Origin of the sequence: Sandaracinobacter neustonicus (assembly GCF_006385875.1) — a bacterium.
Lineage (GTDB): Bacteria > Pseudomonadota > Alphaproteobacteria > Sphingomonadales > Sphingomonadaceae > Sandaracinobacteroides > Sandaracinobacteroides neustonicus.
On the sequence record NZ_VFSU01000024.1, the window covers coordinates 138,674 to 164,355 of the forward strand.

Sequence of the window (25,682 nt, forward strand, 5' to 3'; positions counted from 1 at the left end):
CGGTGAAAGTCTTGCGTGCGCCTGCTTCTGTCCCTTTTGCTGCTGCTGCTTCCCACGCCATTGCTGGCGCAGTGGAAGATGGCGGAAACGGAGCGGTTCCGCGTCTATGCGGACATGCCCGCCAGAAAGCTGGAGCAGCGCGCCGCCTTGCTGGAGGATTTCCACGCCCTGCTGGTGCGGGCGACCGGACGTGATCTGCCGCCCGGATCGCCACCGCTGGATGTGTTCCTCGTTTCCGACATGGCGCAGGCCAGCCCATGGCGGCCTGTCGATCCGCGCGTGTCGGGCTTTTACCGGGCGAGTTCGGGGCGGATTTCCGCGTTCGCCATGGAGGATTTGCCCGACAGCCGCATTCCCGATCTGGCGCAGACGCTGCTGCTGCACGAATATGCGCATCACTTCCTGCTGGGTGCCAGCCGCAACGCCTATCCGGCCTGGTATGTGGAAGGATTCGCGGAATATTATTCCACTGCGCGCTTCGGCAATGACAGCATCGATTATGGGCTCGCCAGCCCCGTGCGCGCCCAGACGCTGGTGCGCGCGCCATGGATTCCGCTGGAACGACTGCTGGCGCGGGATCCGTCTTTGCTGCGCGGCGACGACTCCGCGATCTTCTATGCCCAAAGCTGGCTGCTGACGCATTATCTGTTCCGCGCGCCGGGTATGCGCGGACGGCTGAGCGATTATCTGAAGGCCTATGCAGCCGGCGCAGACCCGGTGGAGGCGTTCCGCACTCATATCGACCCGGATTTCCGCGCCTTCGAGGCGAAGCTGAGGCGCTATGTGGTGCGCGAGGCGACCTATTCGCGCTTCAACCGCATCGACGAGACGCGGCCGACGGTGCGCATCACCGAGTTGCCGGCATCAGCCTCCACGATGCTGATGCCGATGATCGCGATCGAGCAGGGCGTGCCGCCCGACCGGCGCGAGGAGGCGCTGGCCGATCTGCGCCAGCGCGCCGCGCGCTTCCCCGGCGATCCGCTGGCGCTGCGGGCGCTGGCGCTGGGTGAACTGCAGCTTGGATCGCCCATGGCGGCGGCGGACTTGCTGGATGCGCAACTGGCCCGCACGCCGGACGATGCGGACCTGTTGCGCTGGCGGGCGCAGGCGGCGCGGCTGCTGGGCCAGCCGGAGGTGGCGCGCACCTATCTGTTGCGGGCGATGCGCGCCAACCCGCAGGACTGGCGCACCGCGCTGGCCTATTCCCGCCTGTATCGCAGCACGGCGCAGCCGATGCCCGATCAGGCGCTGGAGGCGTTGATGAAGGCCTATCGGCTGGCCCCGCAAGTGAATGACGTGGTGCTGGACGCCGCGCTGGCGCTGGCGAACGCCGGGCGCACCGGGGAGGCCGCGCAGGTTCTGGAGCCGCTGGCATGGGCACCGCACGGCGGCCCGGCCTCTGAACTGGCGCAGCGGATGCTGGTGAAGGCTCGCGCCGGGGATGTGGCGGGGGTGCAGGGGCAGGTTGAGGACTTGCGTCGCCAGCAGATCGCGGGCGGGCAGATCGGGCGGCGGCGCTAGCCCCCGTTGCGGTAGCGGATCAGCCCTTCCTGCACCACGGTCGCGACCAGCAGGCCATCCTGCCGGAAAATCTTGCCGATATTCAGTCCGCGCCCGCCGGAAGCTGCCGGGCTGGACTGATCGTACAGGTGCCAAGCGGACGGGTCCGGCTGATGGTGGAACCAGATGGCGTGATCGAGGCTGGCGGATTGCAGCTTCGGGTCAGTCCATGAAATGCCATGCGGCAGGATACAGGTGTCCAGCAGGGTCATGTCGGTGGCGTAGGCGAACATGGCTGCGCGCAGCGCCTGTCCTTCGGGAACCTCGCCATCCGCGCGGAACCAGTTGTGGCTGATCGGTTCGGTCGGCTTCGGGTTGAAGGGATTGTGCCGTTCCACGGAGCGGAATTCGAACGGTCGGTCACGTTCGGCCCATGCTGTGCGGAAGGGTTCGGGCACCCTGTCTCCGGCAAGGGTGTGCAGTTCGGCCTCGTTCAGCAGGCCATCGGGGCCTTTTACGGCAGGCAGGCTGTCCTGATGCGAAAGGCCGGGTTCGACGATCTGGAAGCTGGCCGCCAGCGAGAAGATCGCCCGGCCGTGTTGGATCGCGGTGACGCGCCGCGTGGTGAAGCTGGCCCCGTCTCGTTCGCGGTCCACCTTGTAAAGGATGGGGATTCGCGGTTCGCCGGGGCGGATGAAATAGCTGTGCAGCGAATGGACGGGGCGGTCATCCGGCACGGTGCGCTGCGCGGCGGCCAGCGCCTGCGCCACCACCTGCCCGCCATAGACGCGTTCCCAGCCGGCATCGGTGTTGGCCCCGCGATAGAGATCGACTTCGATTTCCTCGACATCGAGGAGGGCGACGAGGCGGGAGAGTGGTGTGGACATGGGGCCAGCGGTTAAGGGCAGCCGGGCGGCCTTGCAACCTGCGGCTTTCAGAGGCAGGCCAGTGGTGATGCGGATGCTTGTTTCAGCCCTGTTGCTGGTTGCGGCCCCGGCGATGGCTGCCCCGGTGGATTTGCCGGTTGCGTTGCCGGACGGGCGGACGCTGAACCTCTATTGTCAGGGCAGTTCTGGCCCTGTCGTGCTGTTCGACGCGGGCTGGGCGGCGGACAGCCGGGTGTGGCGGCGGGTGATGGCGCAATTGCCGGGCGACGTGCGGGCCTGCGCGGCAGACAGGGCAGGGCAGGGCAAGAGCAGCCCCGGCCCGATGCCGCGCGATGGCGAGGCGGTGGCGCGCGACCTGCAGGCCGCGGCAACCGCCGCGAAGCTGCCGGGGCCATGGCTGCTGGTGGGGCATTCGCTGGGCGGGTTGAACATGCGGCATTTCGTGCGGCTGTTTCCGGCCGATGTGGCAGGGCTGTTGCTGCTGGACCCGACGGGCCTTTCCAGGCCCGGCGCATTTGCGCCGCTGGTCGCGCGGTCGCGGGGTTGTGTGGCGGCGCTGACGGCGGATGAATTCCCGGCCGATCGGCCCGATCTCGCCCGCTGCAAGGCAGAGGACCGGCAGGCGGCGCTGGCCCGGTGGGAGGCGAGGCTTTCGGAAATTGAATCGGCCGGGGAAAGCACCTCTGCCGGGCTGGCGGATCAGGGGCCGGGCAGCCTGACGGTTCCGCTGATCGTGTTGCGGCCCGGTCCGCAGGGGGTGGCGGCCGATGGGTTTGCCGATCCGCTCGCCACGCTTTCCGCGAAGGGGGAGGCGCGGCTGGTGCCGGGCAGCGGGCATATGATCATGCTGGATCAGCCGGGGGCTGTGGTGCAGGCAATCGCAAATTTGCTGGCTGCCGCTGACAGACATTCCAACGATGAAAAAGCCGTGATAAAGAAAAGCCAACAATAGATAAAATTGGTGGTCGCGGTGAGTGTAGCAGAGCGTGATTATATGCGGCGTTCGCCGCAAGATGGAATGGTCCCACATCCGGCCTTTGCCCGGACGGTCGGCAGGCCCCTTGGTCGGGCAGCTCTGATCGTTCTGGCGTTGACCCTTTTTTCGCTGGCCGTCTGGCTGAAATCAGCGGGGATCAATGGCGTGACCGACGCTGTCGGCCCGGAGTCCGAATATGAATTCCCCGGTGCGGCGATGACGGCCTATCCGGTGAGCGGAAAGCCGCTGCCCGGTGCTGTTCCCTACAATGTGATCGACAAGTCCGGCGACCGGCTGTTGAAGGTGGTTCGGTTCCGCGCCGAAGGGTCTGGGCAGCTGGTAGCGGAAGCCTATCTGCGCACCGGCCAGAGCGTCGCGGTGCGGATGCGGCCCGGAACCTATCGCATGCATGTGATGGAAGGCCGCCGCTGGCTTGGGCCGGAGCAGCACTTCGGCAAGATGGCGGCGACCTTCGATTTCGGCATCCATCAGGTGGGCGGCGAAATCGCGGGCATTGAAATCATGCCGAAATCGGCGGTTGGCGGCGCGCCGCCGATTTCGGGGTTTCGCTTCTAGCCTGCGGGGTTAGTCCCGGAACGGATCGCGGACGATGATGGTGTCCTCGCGTTCCGGGCTGGTGCTGACGAGGGCCACCGGGCAATCGATCAGTTCCTCGATGCGGCGGATATATTTGATCGCCGCCGCCGGAAGGTCAGCCCAGCTGCGCGCGCCCTGCGTGCTTTCCTGCCAGCCTTCGAAGCGTTCATATACAGGCTTTGCCGCAGCCTGTTCGGCGGCGCTGGAGGGGAGGTACTCCAGCGTGCGGCCGTTCACCTCATAAGCGGTGCACACCAGCAGTTCATCGAAGCCGTCCAGCACGTCCAGCTTGGTCAGCGCGATGCCGTCCACGCCGGAGAGGGAAATGGATTGCTTCACCAGCGCGGCGTCGAACCAACCGCAGCGGCGCTTGCGCCCCGTGACGGTGCCGAATTCGCGGCCGCGTTCGCCCAGCCGTTCGCCGGTTGCATCCGTCAGTTCGCTGGGGAAGGGGCCTGAGCCGACGCGCGTGGTGTAGGCCTTCACGATGCCCAGCACATAGTTGATCGCGCCCGGACCCATGCCGGACCCGGCCGCCGCCTGCCCCGCCACCACGTTGGACGAGGTGACGAAGGGGTAGGTGCCATGATCGACATCCAGCAGCACGCCCTGCGCGCCTTCGAACAGGATGCGCGCGCGCTGCCGCCGCTTGGCGGCCAGCGTGAGCCACACGGGGGCGGCATAGGGCAGGATATCCGGCGCGATCTCGCGCAGTTCGGCCAACAGCGCCTCGCGGTCGATCGGTTCCACGTTGAAGCCCGCGCGCAGTGCATTGTGGTGCGCCAGCAGCCGGTCGATCTGCGGCGCGGCGTTGTCGAGATCGGCGAGGTCGCACAAGCGAAGCGCGCGGCGGCCGACCTTGTCTTCATAGGCCGGGCCGATGCCGCGCCGCGTCGTGCCGATCTTGCCGGCCCCGCTGGCGTCTTCGCGCAGCGCGTCCAGATCGCGGTGGAACGGCAGGATCAGCGGGCAATTGTCCGCCACCAGCAGTTTTTCCGGCGTGATCTGAACGCCTTGCCCGCGCAGGCGGCCGATTTCGTCGCGCAGCGCCCATGGGTCCAGCACGACGCCGTTGCCGATGAGAGACAGCGTGCCGCGCACGATTCCCGAGGGCAGCAGCGAGAGTTTGTAGACCTGATTGCCCACCACCAGCGTGTGCCCGGCGTTGTGGCCGCCCTGAAAGCGCACCACCACATCGGCCCGCGCCGACAGCCAGTCGACGATCTTGCCCTTCCCCTCGTCACCCCATTGGGCGCCGATCACGACGACGTTAGCCATTGGGCGACGTTTCCTTCTTGCAGCGCATTCGCGCTGCGGGGCCCCATTGAGCGCCGATGACCACCACATTCGCCAAGATATGTTCCTTTCCGGTCAGCCCTTAGCGACTGCTTCGCGTCCGTTCCAGACATGGCTGCAGCCTTCGGCGGAATCGTCGGGCGAAAGCGCCTGCACCGTGGCCCAGCCGTCGGCCCTGAGTTGCGCGCCGGTTTCCGTCAGCGTGCCTTCGGGCAGGAAGATGCGGCGGCGGGCGCTGGCCCCAAGCCCGGCATCCACCAGCATGTCGACATAGAGCGAGACGCCCGCCGCCCGTTCCTCCGTGCCGTCCGGGTGGCGCACGCGATAGGCCCCGCCACGGCCGATTTCGGCGCGCAGCGGCTGGCCGTTCACATGGCCGAACAGGGAGAAGGCGCACCAGCTGTGATATTCGAAGCCATGCCGCTCGGTGGGATCGATGGTGATGCGCACGCCGGGCAGCAATGCGGCCAGAGCGGCCAGCCGGGCGGAGAGGTCGGGTGCGATTTTCGCCAGCAGCGGCAAGGCGTTGGCTGCTTCGCCTGCGGCCTCCAGCAGGGCACGATAGGGCGCGCGTTCGCGGATTTCCAGCAGGCCCCAATCCTTGCCGTCCAGCGCGGCGAGCAGGCCGGGGAGGTCTGAAACCGGCCATGGCACTGCCGCAAGCTCTGCCACAAGGTCCGGCGTGGTGAGATCGACGGAAAGGCCGCTGACGCCAGCCGCCGTCAGCGCCTCCACAGCGGTTGTGATCAGTTCGGCCAGCGCCGCGACATCATCGGTGCCGATCAGTTCCGCGCCCGTCTGCGTGAGTTCGCGTTCGGGCGAGAGTTGCCCGGCACGGCCGCGCAGAACCGGGCCTGCATAGGCCAGCCGCAGCGGGCGCGGCGCGGCCGCCAGCCGGGTGGCGGCGATGCGCGCGACCTGGCCGGTGATATCCGGGCGCAGCGCGAGGCCTTCGCCGGTGGTCGGGTCCGTGGTGCGGAACAGCGCGCCGCCCAGCGGCTTGCCCAGCCAGCTGGCCAGCCCCGCCTCATGCTCCACCAGCGGCGGGGAGACGCGCTCATACCCGCGCGCGGCGAAGCCGTCGACGAGGGTGCGGGTGAGCGCAGACGCAGCTTCCGCGGCCGGCGGCAGCCGGTCGCGGAAGCCTGAGGGCAGGAGGGCAACTCGATCCGTCACCCGAACGTCAGCGCCTTTGCGGTTTTCACGCCGGGAAGGGTTGCGATGTCCTTCAGCGTGCCGCCATCGACGGGCGAGTCGATCGACAGCAGCAGGATCGCTTCCGCGCCCGCATCGCGGCGGCCGAGGTGGAAGGTGCCGATGTTGACACCGACTTCGCCCAGCTTGGTGCCGAGACGGCCGATGAAACCGGGCTTGTCCTCGTTGATGATGAAGATCATCCGGTTCGCGAAATCCGCTTCCACCTTGATGCCGAAAATCTCGACAAGGCGCGGCTGCGCGGCCCCGAACAGCGTGCCCGCGACCGAGCGTTCGCCGGACGCCGACTTCACCTTCACCCGCACCAGAGTCTGGTAATCGGTGTCGCGTTCATGCCGCACTTCGGCGACTTCGATGTTGCGGTCCCGCGCCATCGTGGGCGCGTTCACCATGTTCACCGTGTCGGAGAAGGTGCGCATCAGCCCGGCCAGCACCGCGCCGGTGATCGGCTTGATGTTGAGCTGGGCGGCGGCCCCTTCCACTTCCACCGTGACGGCGCGGATTTCATCGCCCGTCAGCTGGCCGATCAGATGGCCCAGATATTCCGCCAGCGCCATGTAAGGCTTCAGCTTCGGCGCGTCTTCCGCCGAAAGGCTGGGCATGTTCAATGCGTTGGAGACGCCGCCCGTCAGCAGGAAGTCCGACATCTGCTCGGCCACCTGGATCGCCACATTCACCTGGGCTTCGTCTGTCGACGCGCCGAGGTGCGGGGTGGAGATGAAGTTGGGGGTGCCGAACAGCGGGCTTTGGGTGGCGGGTTCTTCCACGAACACGTCCAGCGCCGCGCCGGCGATATGGCCGGAATCCAGCCCCGCCTTCAACGCCGCTTCGTCGATCAGGCCGCCACGCGCGCAGTTGATGATGCGCACGCCCTTCTTCGTCTTGGCGAGGTTTTCGGCCGAGAGGATATTGCGGGTGCTGTCCGTCAGCGGCGTGTGCAGGGTGATGAAATCCGCCTTCGCTAGCAGTTCCTCCAGCGTGACCTTTTCCACGCCGATGTCCTGCGCCCGTTCCGGCGTGAGGAAGGGATCGAAGGCGACCACCTTCATCTTCAGCCCCAGCCCGCGCTCCGCGACGATGGAGCCGATGTTGCCGCAGCCGATCAGCCCCAGCGTCTTGGAGGTGACTTCCACCCCCATGAAGCGGTTCTTTTCCCACTTGCCTGCCTGCGTGGAGGCGTCGGCTTCCGGCAGTTGGCGGGCCAGCGCGAACATCAGGGCGATGGCATGTTCGGCCGTGGTGATCGAGTTGCCGAACGGCGTGTTCATCACGACGATGCCGCGCGCGGTGGCGGCGGGCACGTCCACATTGTCCACGCCGATGCCGGCGCGGCCGATCACTTTCAGCTTCGTCGCATGTTCCAGCAGCTGCGCCGTCGCCTTGGTGGAGGAGCGGATGGCGAGGCCGTCATAGTCGCCGATGATGGCGGCCAGTTCTTCCTTGGTGAGGCCGGGCTTTTCCACCACTTCGATGCCGCGGGCGCGGAAGATTTCGGCGGCCTTGGGGGACATTTTATCGGAAATCAGGACTTTGGGCATGTCTCAGGCCTCCTTCGCGGTGGCATAGGCCCAGTCGAGCCAGGGAATCAGGGCTTCGATATCGGCGGTGTCCACGGTCGCGCCGCACCAGATGCGCAAGCTGGGCGGGGCATCGCGATAGCCGTTGATGTCGAACGCGACGCCTTCCTTTTCGAGGAGGGACGCCATCGCCTTGGGCAGCTCGGCCGGGCCGTCGATCTTGATGCAGACCGAGGTGTTGGAGCGGGTGGCGGGATCGACCGCGAGGTTCGAAGCCCATGGCGTGCGATCCACCCACGCGTTCAGCGCAGCAGCGTTCGCGTCCGCGCGGGCGAACAGGGCGGGGAGGCCGCCGATGCTTTCGGCCCAGCGCAGGGCGTCCAGATAATCTTCCACCGCCAGCATGGAGGGGGTGTTGATGGTCTCGCCGCTGAAAATGCCTTCGATCAGCTTGCCGCCCTTCGTCAGGCGGAAGATCTTGGGCAGCGGCCATGCGGGCGAGTAGCTTTCCAGCCGGGCGACCGCGCGCGGGGACAGGATCAGGATGCCGTGCGCGCCTTCGCCGCCCAGCACCTTCTGCCAGCTGAAGGTCACGACATCGAGCTTCGCGAACGGCAGGTCTTGCGCGAAGGCGGCGCTTGTCGCGTCGCACAGCGTCAGGCCTTCGCGGCTGTCCGAAATCCAGTCCGCGTTGGGAACGCGCACGCCCGAGGTGGTGCCGTTCCATGTGAAGAGAATGTCAGACGCCTGATCGACTGCGGAGAGGTCGGGCAGCACGCCATAATCGGCCTTGATCACGGTGGGGTTCAGCTTCAGCTGCTTCACCGCATCCGTCACCCAGCCTTCGCCGAAGCTTTCCCAGGCGATGGCGGTGACGGGCTTCGCGCCCAGCAGGCTCCACATCGCCATTTCATAGGCGCCCGTGTCAGACGCGGGGACAATGCCGATGCGATAGTCTTCGGGAACTCCCAGCACGGCGCGGGTGCGGTCAATCGCGTCTTTCAGGCGCGTCTTGCCGATCTTGGCGCGGTGAGAGCGCCCGAGGCTGTCCGTGGGGAGGGTGGAAAGGGTGTATCCGGGGCGTTTTGCGCAGGGGCCGGACGAAAAATGCGCGCGCGCGGGGCGCACGACAGGCTTGGCAGTCATATTCTCTCCTCTCAGAGAGCTCGCGCCGCGTTGGGACGGCGTGGCCCGCTGCCGCCAATACAGGCGAAACTGCGCCGGTCAAGCGAAAGCCGCAGCGGTGGAAATCCGTCGCGCGAATGATTATGTTGGCTGGCAATGAAAAAAGAAGCAGTGCACACGCCGTTCAAGCCGGCGTCCCGCGAAGCTGGTTTCGCGGCCAACCCCACCCCCACGGCGCAGACGGAGCATCCCGCCTATCGCCTCGCCTTTCAGGACGACGATTTCCTGCTGCGCGAGGAATTGCGGCCCGTGCGGTTCCAGCTGGAGCTGATGAAGCCCGAGCTGCTGCTGACGGAAGCCGGGATCGCCTCCACCTTCGTGTTTTACGGCTCCGCGCGGATTCCCTCGCCCGAGGAAGTGGAGGATCTGCGCGCGGCGGCCGATTCGCCGGAACGCAAGGCGGTGGTGGAGCGGCTGGCGGCCAAGGCGCGCTATTATGAGGAGGCGCGCAAGCTGGCCTTCCTCGCCTCTTGCCGGGAGTGCGACATCGCTGGCCCGCGCGATTATGTCGTGTGTTCGGGCGGTGGGCCTTCGATCATGGAAGCCGCCAACCGCGGCGCGCATGATGCTGGCGCGCCTTCTGTCGGCTTGAACATCATCCTGCCGCATGAGCAGCTGCCCAACGCCTATGTGACGCCGGGCCTGAGCTTCCAGTTCCATTATTTCGCGCTGCGGAAGATGCACTTCCTGATGCGGGCGCGGGCGGTGGCCGTGTTCCCCGGCGGCTTCGGCACCTTCGACGAGTTGTTCGAACTGCTGACGCTGGTGCAGACCGGCAAGATGGCGCGAATCCCTATCTTGCTGTTCGGGCGGGAATTCTGGGGCAAGGTGATGAACTTCGAAGCGCTGGCGGATGAAGGGGTGATTTCGCCGCGCGATCTGGAGTTGTTCCACTTCGTGGAAACCGCCGAAGAAGCGTGGGACTATGTGTGCCGCCAGACGGCGGAGACCGCGAAGGCGGCCTGATCCCGACGGTCTGACAGGTCAAAACGTCCCCGGCGCTTCGCGCTGGGCGACGGTCGGCCTGTCGGGCACCAGCAGTTTCGGGCGGGACGACAGCGACTGCGATGTCGAGATGCCGTTGATGGGGGTGCAGCTTTCGCCCCTCAGCGCAGCGAGGGCGACTTTTGTTGAATCTTCAAACGGATAGCCCATCTCAAAGTCGAGATCGTCGTCCGCCCGGCAACTGCGGGACACCACCCGGGACAGGCCGTCGAAATAATCGCCCTGACGATCCGCGTTCTTGGTGGCGAAGGCGACGATTCGCAGCCGGTCGTCGCAGGCGGCGCGGTCCCGCGCGATCTGACCCACCGGTTTGCCATAGGTGTTTGCGCCGACGAGGATCACATCCTCTTTCAGCCATGGCAGCATGGCGTTGATGACCAGTTCGCTGGCGGAGGCGCTGGCCCCCGTGGTGATAAAGGCCAGCTTCAGCGGCGCGACGGATTCCGGCTGACGGCTGAAATGCGCGGTTTCATTATATTGCGACTTGGATGCACGGAATTCGGTGTAGGACAGCACGTCTGTTGAAGCTCGCGCGTCGCCCAGCAAATTGGCCAGAAGCTCGGCGATGCTGACGAGGCCGCCGCCATTGTAGCGCAGGTCTATGATGATGTGACGGATGTCGTTGCGCCGGAAGCGGCCGACTGCTTCCCGCAGCGCCGGGTCTGCGGTGCTGATGAAGGTTCTGAGGTTTATATAGCCGACATTCAGGCCGCCTTCGCTGATGATCTTAACGCCATAGTAGGGCGAAAGCGGGGCGATGGAATAGTTGGATTTCGTCAGCGTAATCACGCGGGTGCCCCCCCTATCCCGGACCTGCATGGCCCGCATAAGGCCGACGGTGCCGGGGCCGAGCGCATCGTAAAGGGCATCTTCCCCGCCATCGATGATGAGCTGGTTCACGGTTTTCAGCGAGTCCGCATTGCTGCCGATTGCCAGGATTTCGGTGCCGCGGCCGAGGCCCTGATACTGGCCGGACGTCATTTCGAACACTTCGGCCACGAACAGTCGCCGCTCGGCAAGATCGGTGCGAAGCCGGATGCCGAACCCGGCCGTCTGGCCGGATTCGTAATAGGCATTTTCGGCTGCTATCGAGGTGACATAGGTGAAGTAGCGATCCTTCCCCTGCGCCCGCGCCGTGGCGGTGAGCGAATCCACATAGTCTGAGACGGTGGAATAGGGGGCCGGGTTTGGCGCGGCGGGCAGGGTTTCCGGGAACAGATACCATTCGTCGAGCTGGGCAGCGGCCCAGTTCTGCCGGTCCCGCAGGCCGCAACTGGTGGGTGTTGGGGTGGGTGTCGGTGTCGGTGTCGGTGTCGGCGTTGGAGTGGGCGTCGGCGTCGGCGTCGGCGTGACGGCTCCGCCGCCGCTGCCGCCTCCTCCCGAAGAACAGCTGGCGAGAAGGGCGGAAACCGCAACGGCGGCAAGCAGACGGGACTGGAACATTGCCGCCAGATTAACGGCTGCAATGGGGCAGGGAAGGGGGCGTGCGCTCGGTTCGTCGCACGCCTTTTCCGGGCCGGTTGGCCTTAAGCCTTCGCCGGGGCTTCCGCAGGTGCGGCGGCCGCCGGGGCGGGCGCTGCCGCCGCAGCCGGTGCGCCTTCAGCCGGAGCGGCCGGGGCGGCTTCCGCAGCGGCAGGAGCGGCTGCCTCGGCGGGAACGGCCGGGATCGGCAGCGGCTTGTCGCTCTTGCTGTTGAGGTAAGCGATCAAATTGGCGCGGTCTTCCGGCTTGCTGATGCCCGCGAAGCTCATCTTGTTGCCGGGGATGTATTTTTTCGGGTTGGCGATCCAGTGCGCCAGCGCGTCCCAGTCCCACGGCTTGCCCGCGGTTGCCTTCATCGCGTCGGAATAGCCGAAGCTGCCCAGATGCGCATGATGGTTGCCGACGATGCCATAGAGGTTGGGGCCGATACCGCTGGCGCCGCCCTTGTCGATTGTGTGGCACGAAGCGCACTTCTTGAACTGGGCTTCGCCCTTGGCGACGTCTGCCGAGGCGAGATAGAATTCGATGGGCTTTTCAGCAGCGGCGGCCGCGCCGCCAGCTTCCCCTTCGGCTTCCACGCCTTCCACAACATAAGCGGGCTTTTCCGGCCCGTGGGTGGGGAACATATAGCCAGTCAGGATCGACAGGCCCAGAACGGAAATGGCGGCCGCCAGCACCCAGCCGGCAATCTTGTTCCACTCGTAGCTGTCCACCTGTCCCGCTCTCCGAAATATGTTGGGGCCCTGAAATGATGCCGCTTCCTGATGGTCGGCATCACTCCCCTTTACCCGCCTCAATAGAAACAGCGATGCGCCTTGGCAATGCTTGGCGACCCCCACCAAATGCCGCAGGTGACACATGGTTGACGGCGGCCGCCAGATGCAGGCAAGCGCCGCCGATGCAAAGCTATCCGCCCCTCGCCCAGCGCCTTGTGGATGACATGCGCGCCCGTGCCGCCGCCGAACCGGCGCGCGCCATCGCCTTCCAGGGCGCGCCGGGGGCCTATTCGCATCAGGCGGTGCGCGAAGTCGCGCCCGAAGGCCTGCCGCTGCCCTGTTTCAGTTTCGAGGATGCGATTGCCGCCGTGCAGGAGGGGGCCGCGGCAATGGCGGTGATCCCGGTGGAAAACAGCCTGCACGGGCGGGTGGCCGACGTGCATTTCCTGCTGCCCGAATCCGGGCTTTCCATCACCGGCGAACATTATGTGAAGGTGGAACATTGCCTGCTGGGTGCGCCGGGCGCGCAACTGGCGGACGTGCGGGAGGTGATTTCCCACCCGCAGGCGCTGGGCCAGTGCCGCAAGCGGCTGCGCGCGCTGGGGCTGCGCGCCACCAGCTATGCCGATACGGCGGCTGCGGCGGCGGCCGTGGCCGGGGAGGGCGATGTGAAAATGGCCGGGATCGCTTCCCGGCTGGCGGGAGAGCTGTATGGCAACAGCCTGCTGGTGGAAGGGTTGCAGGATGCCGATCACAACCGCACCCGCTTCCTGCTGCTGGCGCGCACGCCGAAGGAACTTCCCGCCGGGGAAGGCCGGGTGAAAACCACGCTTGCGTTCGAAGTGAAGAACGCACCGGCCGCGCTGTTCAAGGCGCTGGGCGGATTCGCCACCAACGGCGTGAACCTTGCGCGGCTGGAAAGCCATTTGCGCGGTGGGGCCTTCACGGCGGCCGAGTTCCTGATCGATATCGAGGGCAGCCCCGCCGACGCGCCCGTGGCGCGCGCGCTGGAGGAACTGGCCTTCCATTCCAAATGGGTGCGGCTGCTGGGCAGCTACCCGATGGTGCCGCCGGAGGTGGCTGCGCCTTAAGTGGTTGCCATAGCGGCCGTTCATGCTCTCAGGGTCTGATGCTTGGGAGCATTCCATGTCTATGCGACGGAATGGGCGGCCGGCCCGATGACGATCATGTTCAAGCCGCCCGCGGCGGACCGGGCGCGGTTCGGCTGGCGCGACCTGCTGACGCTGGGCGCAGAGGACGACCCTTTCTGGCGGCGCGTGCGGCGCAACCAGCTGGGCTATGTCGCGCGCTATCTGCCGGTGCTGGCCCCCGTGATGCTGTTCTATGGCGCGATCGTGGTGGTGGCCTTCGCGCCGCTGGCCAACCCGTTTGTGTTCAGCTTCTGGCTGATCGTGCAGGTGCTGCTGGCGCTGCGCTGGCTGTTCCTGCGCACCACGCGCGGGATATTGGGGCGCAGCCCGCGCCCCAGCCGGGCCTTCATGCTGCGACTGCTGGCGGAAATGGCGGTGTGCGGCATCGCCTGGGGGCTGTTGTTCGCCGATATCCTGCCGGTGGCCGAAGCTTCTGATTCGATGCTGGTGGTGGCGACTGCCATTGCCGCCATCGGCGCGATGGCGATCACGACGGCGGTGTTTCCGCTGGGCACGCTGACGCTGACGGTGCCCGTGCTGCTGGGCGTTGGCGTGGGGTTGCAGGGCATGGGCAGCGGCCAATTCTGGATGGCGCAGGCGCTGCTGGCGGGGTTCGTGGTGATGAGCGTGCGCGGCACGACGCTGACGAGTTTTGCTCTGCTGGGCCGGGTGCGGGCAGAGCAGCAACTGGTGGCTCAGGAGGAAGTGGTGCGCCTGTTGCTGAACGAATATGACACCAACGGGTCGGAATGGCTGTTCGAAATCAACGCTGACGGCCGCGTGACTTTCGTCTCCTCCCGCTTTGCGGATGCCACTGGCACGCCGGTGGAAGCGGTGATCGGGCGGGATTGGCGCAGCACCCTGTCCGACCATGAAGCCGCGCGGCCGTTGTTCGAGACTGTCGCGCGCGGGCAGCCGTTCCGCGATTATCTGATCCCGGTGGATATCGGCGGTGAGCGGCGCTGGTGGTCGCTTTCGGGAACGCCCAAGTTCGGCCACATGGGCGAGCTGCTGGGCTATCGCGGTGTGGGGTCAGACGTGACGGAGCGGCAGCGCGCCTCGCAGCGGATCGCCGAACTGGCGACCTTCGACGCGCTGACGGGGCTGGTGAACCGGCGAGTGGTGCATCAGGCACTGGCCGAAGGGCTGATGGCCGGGCAGGTGGCGCTGCTGTTCATTGATCTGGATCGCTTCAAGGCGGTGAACGACAGCCTTGGCCATGGCGCCGGCGACAGGCTGCTGGGCGAAGTGGCGGCGCGCATCCGCGAAGTCGTCGCCGAATCGGGCGCGGCCAGTGGCGCAATTGGCGCGCTGGCCGGGCGGCTGGGCGGGGATGAGTTCGCCGTGGTGCTGCGCGGGGCGAATCTGCCGGAAGCGGCGCGGATCGGCGAATTGCTGATCGCCCGGCTGTCGCGGCCCTATGATCTGGAAAGCAAACATGCCTCTATCGAAGCCAGCATCGGGCTGGCGCTGGGGCCGGGCGACGGCTCCACGGTGGAGGCGCTGATGCGCGCGGCGGACCTTGCCCTGTATGACGCCAAGGCGCGCGGGCGGGGGCAGGTGCGCGCCTATGATCGCGCCATGCACCAGCGCGCGGAAGACCGGCGGGCGCTGGAGTTCGATCTGAAATCCGCCATTGATCTGAACCAGTTGCGGCTGGTGTATCAGCCGGTGGTGAACGCGCTGGACGAGCGGGTGGTGGCGTTCGAGGCGCTGCTGCGCTGGCGGCACCCGATTCGCGGCGAAATCTCCCCCGCGATGTTCATCCCCATCGCCGAGGAATCCGGGCTGATCAGCCGCATCGGCGCATGGGTGCTGCACGAGGCAGCGCGCGCCGCCGCCAGCTGGCCGCGCAACATCCGCATCGCGGTGAACCTGTCTCCGTTGCAGTTCGACGATCCGAAGCTGGTGGAAACGGTGCGGCTGGCGCTGGCCCGTGCCAATGTCGCAGCCGAGCGGCTGGAGCTGGAGCTGACGGAAAGCCTGTTTCTGGATGAGCGGTCGCAGACGGCGGCGATGCTGGCCGATCTGAAGGCGCTGGGCGTGAGTTTCGCGCTGGACGATTTCGGCACCGGCTATTCGTCTTTGGGCTATCTGCAGAAAATCCCGTTCGACCGCATCAAGATCGACCGCAGCTTCGTGCAGACCAGCGCGCGCGGCGGCAGCGAGGCGGTGGCCATCGTGCAGGCGATCGTCGCGCTGGCCGGGCGGCTGGGGATGGAGACGACTGCGGAAGGCACCGAAACCCGCGACGAGTTCGAGGCGATGCGGCGGCTGGGCTGCACGCAGATGCAGGGCTGGCACTTCGGGCGGCCGATGGCGCTGGAGGAAACCCACCGGGTGCTGGATCGAAACCGGCCGCTGGTGGAACTGGTGGAGGGGCCGGAGCGGTCGGGCGAGCGACCCGTCAGCCGTCTTGCCCTGCCCATGTCGCCAGAAGCCAGTGGGCGATCGCCAATGGCGGCGGCGCGTTCCAGTCTGCGGTTCCACTAAGCGCGGCGCGGACTTCGGCTTTCGTCACCCAGCGCGCGTCCGCGATCTCGCTTTCGTCCAGCTTCAGGTCGAAGCTGTCGGCCTGTGCGAAGGCGCCCATCATCAGGCTGGAGGGGAAGGGCCATGGTTGGCTGGCCCCCAGCCGCACGTCATGCACGCGGATGCCCGCTTCCTCGAACAATTCGCGGGCGACGGCTTCCTCCAGCGATTCGCCCGGCTCCACGAAACCGGCCAGCGCGGAGAAGAAGTTGGCCGGGAAGCGCGGGCCGCGCCCCACCAGCGCCTTGCCTTCGCGTTCGGCCAGCATGATGACGACGGGATCGACACGGGGGAAATGTTCCGCGCCGCAGCCGCCGCACAGGCGGCTGTAGCCCGCCTTCTGAATCTCGGTGGGCGCGCCGCAATTGGCGCAGAAGCCGTGGCGGCGGTGCCAGTCCAGCATGGAGCGCGCCTGCGCGACGATGGCCGCGCGCGCATCGCCGAGCGCGGTGCCCGCGATACGGGCGTCGGTTGCGCGGGCGGGAAGGTCGTCGTCCGGCTCTCCGTCGACCGCGAAGCGCGGATCGCCATCGTCTGTCAGGCCGAGGAAGATGCCGGTGCCTTGCGGGGCCTCGCTGCGGCGCGCCCAGAACAGGTCGGTTCCGTCCTCCGTCATCAGCGGTTTCAGATCGTGCAGGATCAGGAAGCGGGCGCGCGGGTCCATCCTGAGCGCCTGTATGGCGGCGGCATCGCGCCTCAGGTTGTCGCCGCGATCCAGCGGTGCGCCGGTGAAACCCAGATGTCCGGTGAAACTCATGCGCTCTCCAGTTCCGGCAGATGGGCGAGCGCCAGGGCAGCGGCGCGCGCGAACAGGGTTGGCAGGCCCGCAAGGGAGTTGCGGGGCGTCCACAGCGGATCGTGCCCGGCGATATGCGCGATCCGATGCGGCAGATGCGCCGCCGCGACGCGCAATTCCAGTTCGAAATGGGTGAAGCCGTGGCGCACGGGGGTTTCGAGCAGTTGCCAGTCCGCCGGGAAGGGGAGGGACATGTCGCCCTCAACACTCCACGCGGTGCCGGGCAGCGCCAGCATCCCGCCCAGCAGGCCGCGCGGCGGGCGGCGCACCAGCGCGACCTCGCCTGCATGTTCGATCCACCAGAGCGTGCCGCGCTTCAGCGGCCGGGCCTTGCGCGGGGGTTTCACCGGGAAGGCCTCCTGCTGCCCCGTGGCATGGGCGAGGCAATTGCCGTTCAGCGGGCATAGCAGGCAGCGGGGGCTGCGCGGGGTGCAGATGGTGGCCCCCAGATCCATCAGCGCCTGCGCGAAATCGCCGGGGCGATCCGGCGGCACCAGCGGGGCAAGCGCCGCCGCGAGCCGGGCACGGCCTGCGGGCAGGGCATCGGGCAGCGCGAACAGGCGGCTGGCGACACGCTCGATATTGCCGTCGATCACCACGGCGGGCTCGTTGAAGGCGATGGCCGCGATGGCAGCTGCCGTATAGGGGCCGACGCCCGGCAGTTCGCGCAGGCCGGATTCGCTGGCCGGAAATCCGCCGCGCGCCGCCACCGCGCGGGCGGCGGCCAGCAGGTTGCGGGCGCGGGCGTAATAGCCAAGGCCTGCCCATTCGCGCATCACATCTGCATCGTCTGCGGCGGCCAGAGCCTGCACGTCCGGCCACAGCGCCAGAAAGCGTTCGAAATAAGGGCCGACGGCGGCCACCGTCGTCTGTTGCAGCATGATTTCCGACAGCCAGACGCGATAGGGATCGGGCAGGGCGTTGCTGCCGGGCGGCGCGCGCCATGGCAGGGCGCGGGCGTGCGCATCATACCAGCTGAGCAGCTTTCGCGTTGGCGAAGCGGCGGCGTCGATCTGCTGGTTTGCGGCCATGCCCGCTCTCTGGCACAGCGCGGGGCGATGGCGAAGCCTCCGAAAGACAGGAAGGGTGCGGAACCCCCGCCCCGGCGCAACGGCGTGCGCGACGTGGGATCGTTGCTGCCCGATGTGGGCGGCACCGCGTTCCGGCGTTTCGGATTTGTACAGGGGGCGTTGCTGGCGCGCTGGCGCGACGTGGTGGGGCCTGTTTACGCCCGCTGGTCTGTGCCCGAATCGCTGCGTTACCCGCGCGGGCAATCGGTGGGCGGCACGCTGACGATCCGGGTGGAGGGGCCGTTTTCGCTGCAACTGCAGCATGTCGCGCCGCAGATCATCGACAGGGCCAACCGGATATTGGGGGCCAATGCGGTGGCGAAGCTGAAGCTGGTGCAGGGCGAGGTGCCGAAGCCCGCCGAACGGCCGCAGCCACGGACCGCGCCGGTGCCAAATCAGTCCGCGCCCAATTTGTCAGGCGTGAAGGATGAAGGCTTGCGCGCCGCGCTGGAAGAACTGGCAGCCCAGTTGGGCAGCGCCACCGGGACGCCGCCCAAGGTGAGCTGAGCGCGTCAGACCTCGACGACGGGGGCGTCGGCGCTGGACTTCACATTCTCGATTCCCTTCAGCGCGGCGGCTTTCGAGGAATAGCCTTCGGACGACGCGGCGATGATGTTGCCGTTGCTGTGCTTCAGCCGCCAGCGATGCTCGCCAGCCTTATCCTTATAAAGTTCGAAGGTAAGAGCCATGAGATCCCTCCTTTTTTTCAGGCTTCCCGTGGCGATGCTCGCAGGGGAAGCCGCATGGCGCAACCCTTTGGTTGAACTGAAGCGCGAGGCCGCCTATCTCGGGCGCGAAGATCGGCCCGCAGGGGCGAGGCCCGAAAACTGCTGGGAGCAGGCATGACCACGTTCGACGATCGCGAGAAGGCGTTCGAAAACAAGTTCGCACATGAGGCAGAGCTGGAGTTCCGCATCACCGCCCGCCGCAACAAGCTGCTGGGCCTGTGGGCGGCAGACAAGCTGGGCCTGACGGATGCCGAGGCCGAATCCTATGCCAAGGCGGTGGTGCAGGCCGATTTCGAGGAAACCGGCGACGAGGATGTGATTCGCAAGCTGATCGGCGACCTGTTGAAGGGCGGTGTGGAAACCAGCGACATCGAAGTGCGCGAGATGCTGTCGAAAAAGGCGATCGAGGCGCGCGCCCAGATCGTGAAAGCCTGAGCCGCCATGCCGATGCCCGGCCATGAGATCGAGGCGGCGATCATCGCCGCCATCCCGGACGCCGAAATCCGGCTGACGGACCTTGCCGGAGACGACAACCACTGGGCTGCCCATGTGACATCGGCGCAGTTCCGGGGGCTGACGCGGGTGAAGCAGCACAAGATGGTGTATGACGCGTTGGGGGACCGCATGGGGGGCGTGCTGCATGCCCTTCAGCTGACAACCGCCATTCCGGCCTGAGCCGCCGACCTTATTGCAGCCTTCATGGCTGACGGAGACTGAAGATGGACGCAACGCAGGTTCGCATCGACGATATCGTGAAGGGCCATGACGTGGTCCTGTTCATGAAGGGCACGCCGCTGTTCCCGCAGTGCGGCTTTTCCAGCCGCGCGGTTGCCATCATGGAGCATCTGGACGTGCCGTTCCACCCGGTGGACGTGCTGCAGGATATGGAAATCCGGCAGGGCATCAAGGCCTATTCCGACTGGCCGACCATCCCGCAGCTGTATGTGAAGGGCGAGTTCATCGGCGGATCGGACATCATGATGGAGATGTTCGAGGCAGGCGAGTTGCAGGCGCTGATGGCCGACAGCGGCGTGAAGGCGGGCTGAGCCGACACGCAGCCGACGCGACGAAGCGCCCCCGTTTTGGACCCCATCAGCTTCGGCCAGATCTGGCCCCGAACCGTTTCCGGCGTGCGCCGCCATGGCGACATGCTCTGGTCTCTGGCGGCGGCCTTCCTGTTTTTGCCGCAGCTGCTGTTCGCGCGGCAGATGAATGATCGTTTGCCCCAGCAATGGTTCAAGGGCGAGCTGGCGATTGGTGACGGCGTGGCCGTGGCGCTGGTGGTGCTGGGATCGCTGCTGTTTCAGATCATGGCGGCGCGGCTGCTGGTGCGCGACGGCACGGGTGGGCAGCCTCTGGGGCGGGACCTGAAGGCGGCGTTCCGGCTGTTTCCGGCGGCGTTCGCGGCGCTGATGCTGCAAGGGCTGGCGACCGGCTTCGGCCTGTTCCTGCTGATCATTCCCGGCATCTGGATTTTCACCCGCCTGTCGCTTGCGATGCCGCTGGTGGCGACGGATCAGCCCGATCCCATCAACGCGTTGAAAACAAGCTGGGCGCTGACATCCGGCCGCACGCTGAAGGTTTTCGGCATGTTGTTCGTGCTGATTCTGGGTTTCATGATGCTCTCCATCGGCGTGGTGGGGCTTGGTTCGGCATTGGGGGTGATCTCCACCGTGGCCGCAGGCGCTCCGCCTGCCGAGGGCTGGGGCGTGGGCCGCTGGCTGTTCGAGCTGTTGAACGCGGGCGCATCGGCGGCGTTCGGCACCATCTACATCGCCTTCATCACCCAGTTGATGCTGGCCCTGAAGCAGCACCCGGCGGACAAATTCTGATGCCGCACATCGTGCTGGTGGTGGCCGCCGCAGACAATGACGTGATCGGCAAGGACGGGGCGATGCCATGGCATCTGCCCGCCGATCTCAGGCATTTCCGGCGCATCACCATGGGCAAGCCGGTGATCATGGGCCGCAAGACCTTCGCCTCCATCGGCAAGCCGCTGCCGGGGCGGCACAATATCGTGCTGACACGCGATGCGGCGTTCAGCGCGGAGGGCGTGACGGTGGCGAGCAGCTTCGCGGATGCGATATCTGCGGCGGCCGCAGACGAGATCATGGTGATCGGCGGGGCGGAAATCTATGCGCTCGCCCGCCCGCTGGCGACGGGAATCGAACTGACCCGAATTCATGCGCGCCCTGAGGGGGACGCCTTCTTCCCCGCGCCCGAACCCGAGCATTGGGCAGAGATCGCCCGGGAGGATCACCCGGCCGAGGGGGATGCCCCGGCCTATTCGTTCCTCAGCTATGCGCGACGTTGAGAGGCTGGCACCCGCCGCCGCTCCCCGCTAACGGACTTTGATATGAAACGATTGATGGGCAGCGAAGCGGTTCCGGCCAGCCTGAAGGGCGGGGCGCTGGCGCTTGGCAATTTCGATGGCGTGCATGCCGGGCATCAGGCCGTGATCGGTGCCGCGGTGGCGCAAGCGCATGCCGCCGGGCGTCCTGCGCTGGTCGCCACCTTCGATCCGCACCCGTCGCGGCACTTCCGCCCCGATACGCCGCCGTTCGCGCTCACTTCGCTGGAGCAGAAGCTGCGGCTGTTCGAAGCGCTGGGCGTGGATGGCGCGATCGTGATTCCCTTCGATGCGGCGCTGGCCTCCCTCTCTGCCGAAGCCTTCGCCTCGCGCTGGCTGGCGGCGCATCTGGGCGTGAGCCATGTGGTGACGGGCGAGGATTTCAGCTTCGGCAAGGGCCGGTCCGGCAACCCGCAGGTGCTGGCCGAACTGGGGCGTGGGCTTGGCTTCACGGCGCAAGCGCTGAAGCCGGTTTCCAGCGACGGCGAGACGGTGTCCTCCACGCGAATCCGCGAGGCGCTGGCCATTGCCGATCTGGCCGAGGCGCGGCGGCTGCTGACGCGGCCCTTCGCCATCGCGGGCGAGGTGGTGCATGGCGACAAGCGCGGCCGGCTGATCGGATCGCCCACCGCCAATGTGGACATGCGCGATTATGTGCGGCCTCTGTATGGCGTGTATGCTGTGCGCGTGCGCCTGCCGGACGGCAGCGAGCATAAGGGCGTGGCCAATCTGGGCATCCGCCCGATGTTCGATCCACCCAAAGAGCAGCTGGAGACGTGGATTTTCGACTGGTCCGGCGATCTTTACGGCCAGACAATCGAAGTGCAACTGATCGAGCGGCTGCGCCCGGAAATGAAGTTCGACGGGCTGGACGAGCTGATCGCGCAGATCCAGCGCGATGCCGACGCGGCGAGGGCGGTTCTGGCCTGAGCGGCGAGGTTATCCCGCCGAATCGGCAAGCCGCCAATCAAGAATCAGGAGGCGACGCGCCCGGATTCCTCGCGCACAAGCTGGCGGGCGAAGGGCAGGCACTGGCCGCATTGCGGGCGGCAACCGAGCCGCTGATACGCCTCTCGTTCGCAGCGGACACCGCCACGGGCAATTTCCCGCACCTGGGATTCGCGAAGCGCATTGCACGAGCAGACGATCATTCGGCTACATTTCCCGTCAGTTGCGCCACCGCCCAAGGGCAGGGACGCCGTTCACAGTTGCGACTGATACGCATTAAGGCGGATTGATGCAAGAGATTCGCATCAGCAGCGCTCACGTTTCGCGCGGCCGGCCGGGGTTAACTACTTTGTCTGACAATCCTGTCCGAAACTGATGGAATCGCGCGGATTTCATTGATACGCAGGGGGAAGGGTCGGCTGTTAACGGAATTGCTTCTGCAATCCGCTTGAGGGCCTGACGTATGCACGGCAAATCACCGCTGCTCGCGGTGTGCGGAACAAGACCGGAAGTGGTGAAGATGGCGCCTGTGATCGCTGCGCTGCGCGCACGCGGGCAACCGGTGCTGCTGGTGTTCACCGGCCAGCATGGCGATCTTGCGCCACAGATGCTCCGCGAACTGGGCCTCGTGGCTGATATCGACCTTGGGCTGCACCAGCAGGGCGCGGCACCAGCCCAGTTGCTGGCCTCCATCCTGATGCGGCTGGCCCCGGTGTTCGCGGCCTGGCGGCCCCGGCTGGCGCTGGTGCAAGGCGATACGGTTTCCGCGCTGGCGGGCGCGCTGGCCGCTGCCTATGCCCGTGTACCGGTGGCGCATGTGGAAGCGGGCCTGCGCACCGGCGATCCGGCCGAGCCATTCCCCGAGGAAATGCACCGGGCGATGATCACGCCAGCCGCCGCGCTGCACTTTGCCCCCACCGAAACGGCGGCGCAGGCGCTGCTGCGCGAAGGGGTAGACGCCACGCGAATCCACATCACCGGCAACAGCGGCATCGACGCGTTGCACGCGACCGAAGCGCGGCTGGATTCGGATGCCGTGGCCGCCGCAACGCTGGCCGCGCGCTATCCCTATGTGGTGAACCCGCGCTATCCGCTGCTGCTGGCGACCATCCACCGGCGGGAGAATATCGGCCGCAGGCTGGGCGCGATCGCCGCTGCGCTGGCCCGGCTGGCGGCCTTTTGCGAAACGGAAATCGTGCTGCCGCTGCACCCCAATCCGGCGGTGCAATCGGTGCTGCGGGAAAAGCTGGACGGGCTGGACGCCATGCATCTGATCCCGCCTGTCGATCATATGACGATGATCTGGATGATGCGCCGGGCGCGGCTGCTCGTCACCGATTCGGGCGGCCTGCAAGAGGAAGCGCCGGGGCTGGGCCTGCGCACGCTGGTGCTGCGGCAGGCGACCGAACGCACCGAGGCGCTGGCGGCAGGTGCATCGGAACTGGTGGAGATTCAGGCGGACAGCATCGTGTCGGCCGTGCGCCGCACTCTGCTGCGCGGGCCGATGCAGCCGGTGTTCCCCTTTGGAGACGGCCGCGCAGGCGAGCGAATCGCCGACGTGCTGGGGCAGTGGCTGGCGGATACGGCGACAGCCGGGGTGATGGCGGAGGCCTTTTAGGCCTGCACCGCCCCAAGCCGCTGCATCAGCGGCAGGAAATCCGGGAAGCTGGTGGCGATTGGCGCGCGATCATCCACGGTGATGGCCGTTTTCGCGGCCAGAGAGAGCACCGCGAAGCTCATGGCGATTCGGTGATCCAGATGGGTGGCGACGGTGCAGCCGCCCGCCACCTTTTCGCCGCCGGAACCTTCAACGATCAGCCCGTCCGGCAGTTCCTCCACCGCCACGCCTGCGGCGCGCAGCCCGGCGGCCATTGCGGCGATGCGGTCGCTTTCCTTCACCCGCAGTTCCTCAATCCCGCGCATCACCGTGCGGCCGCTGGCCAGCGCGGCGGCGACGAACAGGATAGGATATTCGTCGATCATCGAAGGCGCGACTTCGGGCGGCACTTCGATGCCCGTCAGCGCGCTGTGTGTCACCAGCAGATCCGCCACCGGTTCGCCGCCCACTTCGCGCTCGTTCAGTTTGGTGATGTCCGCACCCATCTCTTGCAGCACCCGCACCAGCCCGTCGCGCGTGGGGTTCAGGCCCACGCCGTGGATGGTGATGTTGCTGCCGGGCACGATCAGTGCCGCGACCAGCAGGAATCCGGCGGAGGAGGGGTCCCCGGGCACCTCCAGCGTCTGTGGTTTCAGCTCGGCCCAGCCACGAACGGCGATTCGCTTGCCGCCATCGGCCATCGGCTCCACCGACAGTTCCGCGCCGAAGCCTTTCAGCATCCGCTCGCTGTGATCGCGGGTGGGCACCGGTTCTTCCACCACGGTTTCCGCGCCGATGTTCAGCCCGGCGAGCAGGATGGCCGATTTCACCTGCGCAGAGGCGACCGGCAGGCGGTAGTGGATGGGCAGCGGCGTGTCCGCGCCACGCAGCATCAGCGGCAGCCGCCCGTCGGGGGAAGCCGTGATCTCCGCGCCGATGCGGCTGAGTGGCTCGATCACCCGGCCCATCGGGCGGCGGCTCAAGGAGGCGTCGCCGACGAAGGTGGCGGTGATCGGGTGGCTGGACACCAGCCCCATCAGCAGCCGGGTGGAGGTGCCGCTGTTGCCCATGTCCAGTTGGGCGTCAGGCTGCAAAAGGCCGCCCACGCCCACGCCATCCACCACCCAATGGCCTTGGCCCAGCCGTTCCACCTGCGCGCCCATCGCCCGCATCGCCGCGGCGGTGGCCAGCACATCCTCGCCCTCCAGCAGGCCGCGCACCTCGCTGCGGCCGACGGCGAGCGCCGAAAGCATGATCGCACGGTGCGAAATGGATTTGTCGCCCGGCACGCGGACCTCTCCGGCAAGGGGGGCAGGCGCGCTGAGGGAGAGCGGGGAGGGGGGTGTGTTGCTGCTGGTCATGACGGGTCTCAGGGCTGCGGGCTTTGACAGGCGGCATCGCCTATGGCAAGGCGCGCGCCTTCCGGATTAGAGTTGCAGGTGGGCCGCCAGACGCGCCACTTCGCAGCTGTTTGCCGAAACTGGAGTTTCAGAGACGTGATCAAGGCCGAATGGGGCACCAAGCGCCAATGCCCGAAGTGCGGGACCCGCTTTTATGACCTGCAGCATGACGATCCCGTCACCTGCATCAGCTGCGGCACTGCCTGGGTTCCCGAACCGATCCTGAAGTCGAAGCAGACGCTTCCGTTCGAAGCCGCCAAGGCGCAAGGCCAGTCGGCCGAATCCGAACCGGCGTTGGAAACCGACGATCTGGACATCGACGCCGACAGCGACGAGCCGTCGGAAGACGCCAATGTGGATATCGGCGACGACGACGACCTGAGCGAGGTTGTCGTGGAAGAGCGGGAAGAAGACCGCTAAAAAAGCCGGTGCGCAAAAATAGCTGGCGCAGGATGTGGAAAAGGGTTGAACCGCTCCACACCTTGCGCTAGGCGCACCGCTCCCGCCCCCCAGGCGGGTCCGGCAGCCACCCTAGGGTTGGCACAAAGGTGAAAAATCGGGGCCTTAGCTCAGCTGGGAGAGCGCTACAATGGCATTGTAGAGGTCAGGGGTTCGATCCCCCTAGGCTCCACCACCTTATAGTCCGCATGGACATTTTTCCCATACCCCCGATGATGCGCGGATGATTCGATCAGCCGTCCTTCGCCAGCCTCTGTTTTGCTTCCTTTCGCTTC

Annotated in this window: 27 protein-coding genes and 1 tRNA gene; 16 read left to right on the plus strand and 12 right to left on the minus strand. The window is 66.7% G+C overall.

The window, feature by feature from the left end:
* The first annotated feature begins 15 nt into the window (after positions 1–15).
* Complete coding sequence (locus tag FJQ54_RS09395) at positions 16–1,521, plus strand: tetratricopeptide repeat protein (protein WP_140928158.1); 1,506 nt, start codon at positions 16–18, stop codon at positions 1,519–1,521.
* Here FJQ54_RS09395 and FJQ54_RS09400 read toward each other — a convergent pair.
* Positions 1,518–2,387 (minus strand): acyl-CoA thioesterase, encoded by an 870-nt coding sequence (locus FJQ54_RS09400; protein ID WP_140928159.1) that lies wholly within the window; start codon positions 2,385–2,387, stop codon positions 1,518–1,520. The genes FJQ54_RS09395 and FJQ54_RS09400 overlap by 4 nt on opposite strands.
* A gap of 67 nt (positions 2,388–2,454) precedes the next feature.
* Here FJQ54_RS09400 and FJQ54_RS09405 point away from each other — a divergent pair, with 67 nt between their 5' ends.
* Together FJQ54_RS09405 and FJQ54_RS09410 are read left to right on the plus strand one after the other, a co-directional pair.
* Complete coding sequence (locus FJQ54_RS09405; RefSeq protein ID WP_181160077.1) at positions 2,455–3,339, plus strand: alpha/beta fold hydrolase; 885 nt, start codon at positions 2,455–2,457, stop codon at positions 3,337–3,339.
* Positions 3,340–3,528: 189 nt separating this feature from the next.
* Positions 3,529–3,939 carry a hypothetical protein gene (locus tag FJQ54_RS09410; RefSeq protein ID WP_140928161.1) on the plus strand — a complete coding sequence of 137 codons (411 nt, stop codon included), beginning with the start codon at positions 3,529–3,531 and terminating at the stop codon, positions 3,937–3,939.
* Positions 3,940–3,948: 9 nt separating this feature from the next.
* On the opposite strand, the gene FJQ54_RS09415 is transcribed toward FJQ54_RS09410, so the two are convergent.
* From FJQ54_RS09415 to FJQ54_RS09430, 4 genes are all read right to left on the minus strand, one after another.
* Entirely contained in the window at positions 3,949–5,238 is a 1,290-nt protein-coding gene (locus tag FJQ54_RS09415) for an adenylosuccinate synthase (RefSeq protein ID WP_140928162.1), read from the minus strand.
* 93 nt (positions 5,239–5,331) lie between these two features.
* A complete protein-coding gene (locus FJQ54_RS09420) occupies positions 5,332–6,432 on the minus strand; it encodes an ATP phosphoribosyltransferase regulatory subunit (RefSeq protein ID WP_140928163.1) in 1,101 nt (366 codons plus the stop codon).
* A complete protein-coding gene (serA, locus tag FJQ54_RS09425; protein ID WP_140928164.1) occupies positions 6,429–8,009 on the minus strand; it encodes a phosphoglycerate dehydrogenase in 1,581 nt (526 codons plus the stop codon). Before serA ends, FJQ54_RS09420 begins: the two co-directional genes overlap by 4 nt.
* Positions 8,010–8,012: 3 nt before the next feature.
* Positions 8,013–9,134 (minus strand): phosphoserine transaminase, encoded by a 1,122-nt coding sequence (locus FJQ54_RS09430; protein ID WP_140928165.1) that lies wholly within the window; start codon positions 9,132–9,134, stop codon positions 8,013–8,015.
* Between the two features lie 135 nt (positions 9,135–9,269).
* On the opposite strand from FJQ54_RS09430, the gene FJQ54_RS09435 reads away from it, so the two are divergent.
* The gene (locus tag FJQ54_RS09435) at positions 9,270–10,139 is read left to right on the plus strand and encodes an LOG family protein (protein WP_140928166.1); all 870 of its coding nucleotides are present in this window, start codon (positions 9,270–9,272) and stop codon (positions 10,137–10,139) included.
* A gap of 18 nt (positions 10,140–10,157) precedes the next feature.
* Here FJQ54_RS09435 and FJQ54_RS09440 read toward each other — a convergent pair whose 3' ends face one another.
* Both FJQ54_RS09440 and FJQ54_RS09445 read right to left on the minus strand, forming a co-directional pair.
* Entirely contained in the window at positions 10,158–11,621 is a 1,464-nt protein-coding gene (locus FJQ54_RS09440) for a S41 family peptidase (protein ID WP_140928167.1), read from the minus strand.
* 83 nt (positions 11,622–11,704) lie between these two features.
* Positions 11,705–12,373 carry a c-type cytochrome gene (locus FJQ54_RS09445; RefSeq protein WP_235890384.1) on the minus strand — a complete coding sequence of 223 codons (669 nt, stop codon included), beginning with the start codon at positions 12,371–12,373 and terminating at the stop codon, positions 11,705–11,707.
* A 185-nt stretch (positions 12,374–12,558) separates the two neighbouring features.
* Here FJQ54_RS09445 and FJQ54_RS09450 point away from each other — a divergent pair, with 185 nt between their 5' ends.
* Both FJQ54_RS09450 and FJQ54_RS09455 read left to right on the plus strand, forming a co-directional pair.
* On the plus strand, positions 12,559–13,467 hold the full coding sequence (locus FJQ54_RS09450; RefSeq protein WP_140928168.1) for a prephenate dehydratase: 909 nt from the start codon (positions 12,559–12,561) through the stop codon (positions 13,465–13,467).
* A gap of 42 nt (positions 13,468–13,509) precedes the next feature.
* A complete protein-coding gene (locus FJQ54_RS09455) occupies positions 13,510–16,020 on the plus strand; it encodes a putative bifunctional diguanylate cyclase/phosphodiesterase (RefSeq protein ID WP_140928169.1) in 2,511 nt (836 codons plus the stop codon).
* On the opposite strand, the gene nudC is transcribed toward FJQ54_RS09455, so the two are convergent.
* Complete coding sequence (gene nudC, locus FJQ54_RS09460) at positions 15,935–16,816, minus strand: NAD(+) diphosphatase (protein WP_140928170.1); 882 nt, start codon at positions 16,814–16,816, stop codon at positions 15,935–15,937. The genes FJQ54_RS09455 and nudC overlap by 86 nt on opposite strands.
* The gene (locus tag FJQ54_RS09465) at positions 16,813–17,886 is read right to left on the minus strand and encodes an A/G-specific adenine glycosylase (protein ID WP_140928171.1); all 1,074 of its coding nucleotides are present in this window, start codon (positions 17,884–17,886) and stop codon (positions 16,813–16,815) included. The genes nudC and FJQ54_RS09465 overlap by 4 nt, the downstream gene beginning before the upstream one ends.
* A gap of 27 nt (positions 17,887–17,913) precedes the next feature.
* On the opposite strand from FJQ54_RS09465, the gene FJQ54_RS09470 reads away from it, so the two are divergent.
* Positions 17,914–18,432, plus strand: a complete 519-nt coding sequence (locus FJQ54_RS09470) for a DUF721 domain-containing protein (protein ID WP_140928172.1) — start codon at positions 17,914–17,916, stop codon at positions 18,430–18,432.
* A 5-nt stretch (positions 18,433–18,437) separates the two neighbouring features.
* Here the strand turns inward: FJQ54_RS09470 and FJQ54_RS09475 are convergent, their stop codons facing one another.
* The gene (locus tag FJQ54_RS09475; protein ID WP_140928173.1) at positions 18,438–18,614 is read right to left on the minus strand and encodes a YegP family protein; all 177 of its coding nucleotides are present in this window, start codon (positions 18,612–18,614) and stop codon (positions 18,438–18,440) included.
* Positions 18,615–18,767: 153 nt separating this feature from the next.
* Between FJQ54_RS09475 and FJQ54_RS09480 the strand changes: the two genes are divergently transcribed.
* Genes FJQ54_RS09480 through FJQ54_RS09505 form a run of 6 tightly spaced genes read left to right on the plus strand, consistent with a single transcriptional unit; the run spans position 18,768 to position 21,933 of the window.
* Positions 18,768–19,088, plus strand: a complete 321-nt coding sequence (locus FJQ54_RS09480; RefSeq protein ID WP_140928174.1) for a DUF1476 domain-containing protein — start codon at positions 18,768–18,770, stop codon at positions 19,086–19,088.
* A 6-nt stretch (positions 19,089–19,094) separates the two neighbouring features.
* Positions 19,095–19,328: a BolA/IbaG family iron-sulfur metabolism protein gene (locus tag FJQ54_RS09485; RefSeq protein WP_140928175.1), complete on the plus strand. Its 234-nt coding sequence runs from the start codon at positions 19,095–19,097 to the stop codon at positions 19,326–19,328.
* A 44-nt stretch (positions 19,329–19,372) separates the two neighbouring features.
* Positions 19,373–19,699, plus strand: a complete 327-nt coding sequence (gene grxD, locus FJQ54_RS09490) for a Grx4 family monothiol glutaredoxin (protein ID WP_140928176.1) — start codon at positions 19,373–19,375, stop codon at positions 19,697–19,699.
* 36 nt (positions 19,700–19,735) lie between these two features.
* Positions 19,736–20,485 carry a glycerophosphoryl diester phosphodiesterase membrane domain-containing protein gene (locus FJQ54_RS09495; RefSeq protein WP_140928177.1) on the plus strand — a complete coding sequence of 250 codons (750 nt, stop codon included), beginning with the start codon at positions 19,736–19,738 and terminating at the stop codon, positions 20,483–20,485.
* Positions 20,485–20,967 carry a dihydrofolate reductase gene (locus tag FJQ54_RS09500; RefSeq protein ID WP_140928178.1) on the plus strand — a complete coding sequence of 161 codons (483 nt, stop codon included), beginning with the start codon at positions 20,485–20,487 and terminating at the stop codon, positions 20,965–20,967. The genes FJQ54_RS09495 and FJQ54_RS09500 overlap by 1 nt, the downstream gene beginning before the upstream one ends.
* Positions 20,968–21,009: 42 nt before the next feature.
* Positions 21,010–21,933 carry a bifunctional riboflavin kinase/FAD synthetase gene (locus tag FJQ54_RS09505; RefSeq protein WP_140928179.1) on the plus strand — a complete coding sequence of 308 codons (924 nt, stop codon included), beginning with the start codon at positions 21,010–21,012 and terminating at the stop codon, positions 21,931–21,933.
* A 44-nt stretch (positions 21,934–21,977) separates the two neighbouring features.
* Here FJQ54_RS09505 and FJQ54_RS18110 read toward each other — a convergent pair whose 3' ends face one another.
* Entirely contained in the window at positions 21,978–22,154 is a 177-nt protein-coding gene (locus FJQ54_RS18110; protein ID WP_140928180.1) for a (2Fe-2S)-binding protein, read from the minus strand.
* 260 nt (positions 22,155–22,414) lie between these two features.
* On the opposite strand from FJQ54_RS18110, the gene wecB reads away from it, so the two are divergent.
* On the plus strand, positions 22,415–23,569 hold the full coding sequence (wecB, locus tag FJQ54_RS09515; protein ID WP_140928181.1) for a non-hydrolyzing UDP-N-acetylglucosamine 2-epimerase: 1,155 nt from the start codon (positions 22,415–22,417) through the stop codon (positions 23,567–23,569).
* Here the strand turns inward: wecB and aroA are convergent.
* The gene (gene aroA / locus FJQ54_RS09520) at positions 23,566–24,909 is read right to left on the minus strand and encodes a 3-phosphoshikimate 1-carboxyvinyltransferase (protein ID WP_140928182.1); all 1,344 of its coding nucleotides are present in this window, start codon (positions 24,907–24,909) and stop codon (positions 23,566–23,568) included. The genes wecB and aroA overlap by 4 nt on opposite strands.
* A 135-nt stretch (positions 24,910–25,044) precedes the next feature.
* Here aroA and FJQ54_RS09525 point away from each other — a divergent pair, with 135 nt between their 5' ends.
* Positions 25,045–25,368, plus strand: coding sequence for a TIGR02300 family protein (locus FJQ54_RS09525; protein WP_140928183.1), 324 nt, complete (start codon positions 25,045–25,047; stop codon positions 25,366–25,368).
* A gap of 138 nt (positions 25,369–25,506) precedes the next feature.
* Positions 25,507–25,582, plus strand: a tRNA-Ala gene (locus FJQ54_RS09530).
* Positions 25,583–25,682: the final 100 nt, after the last annotated feature.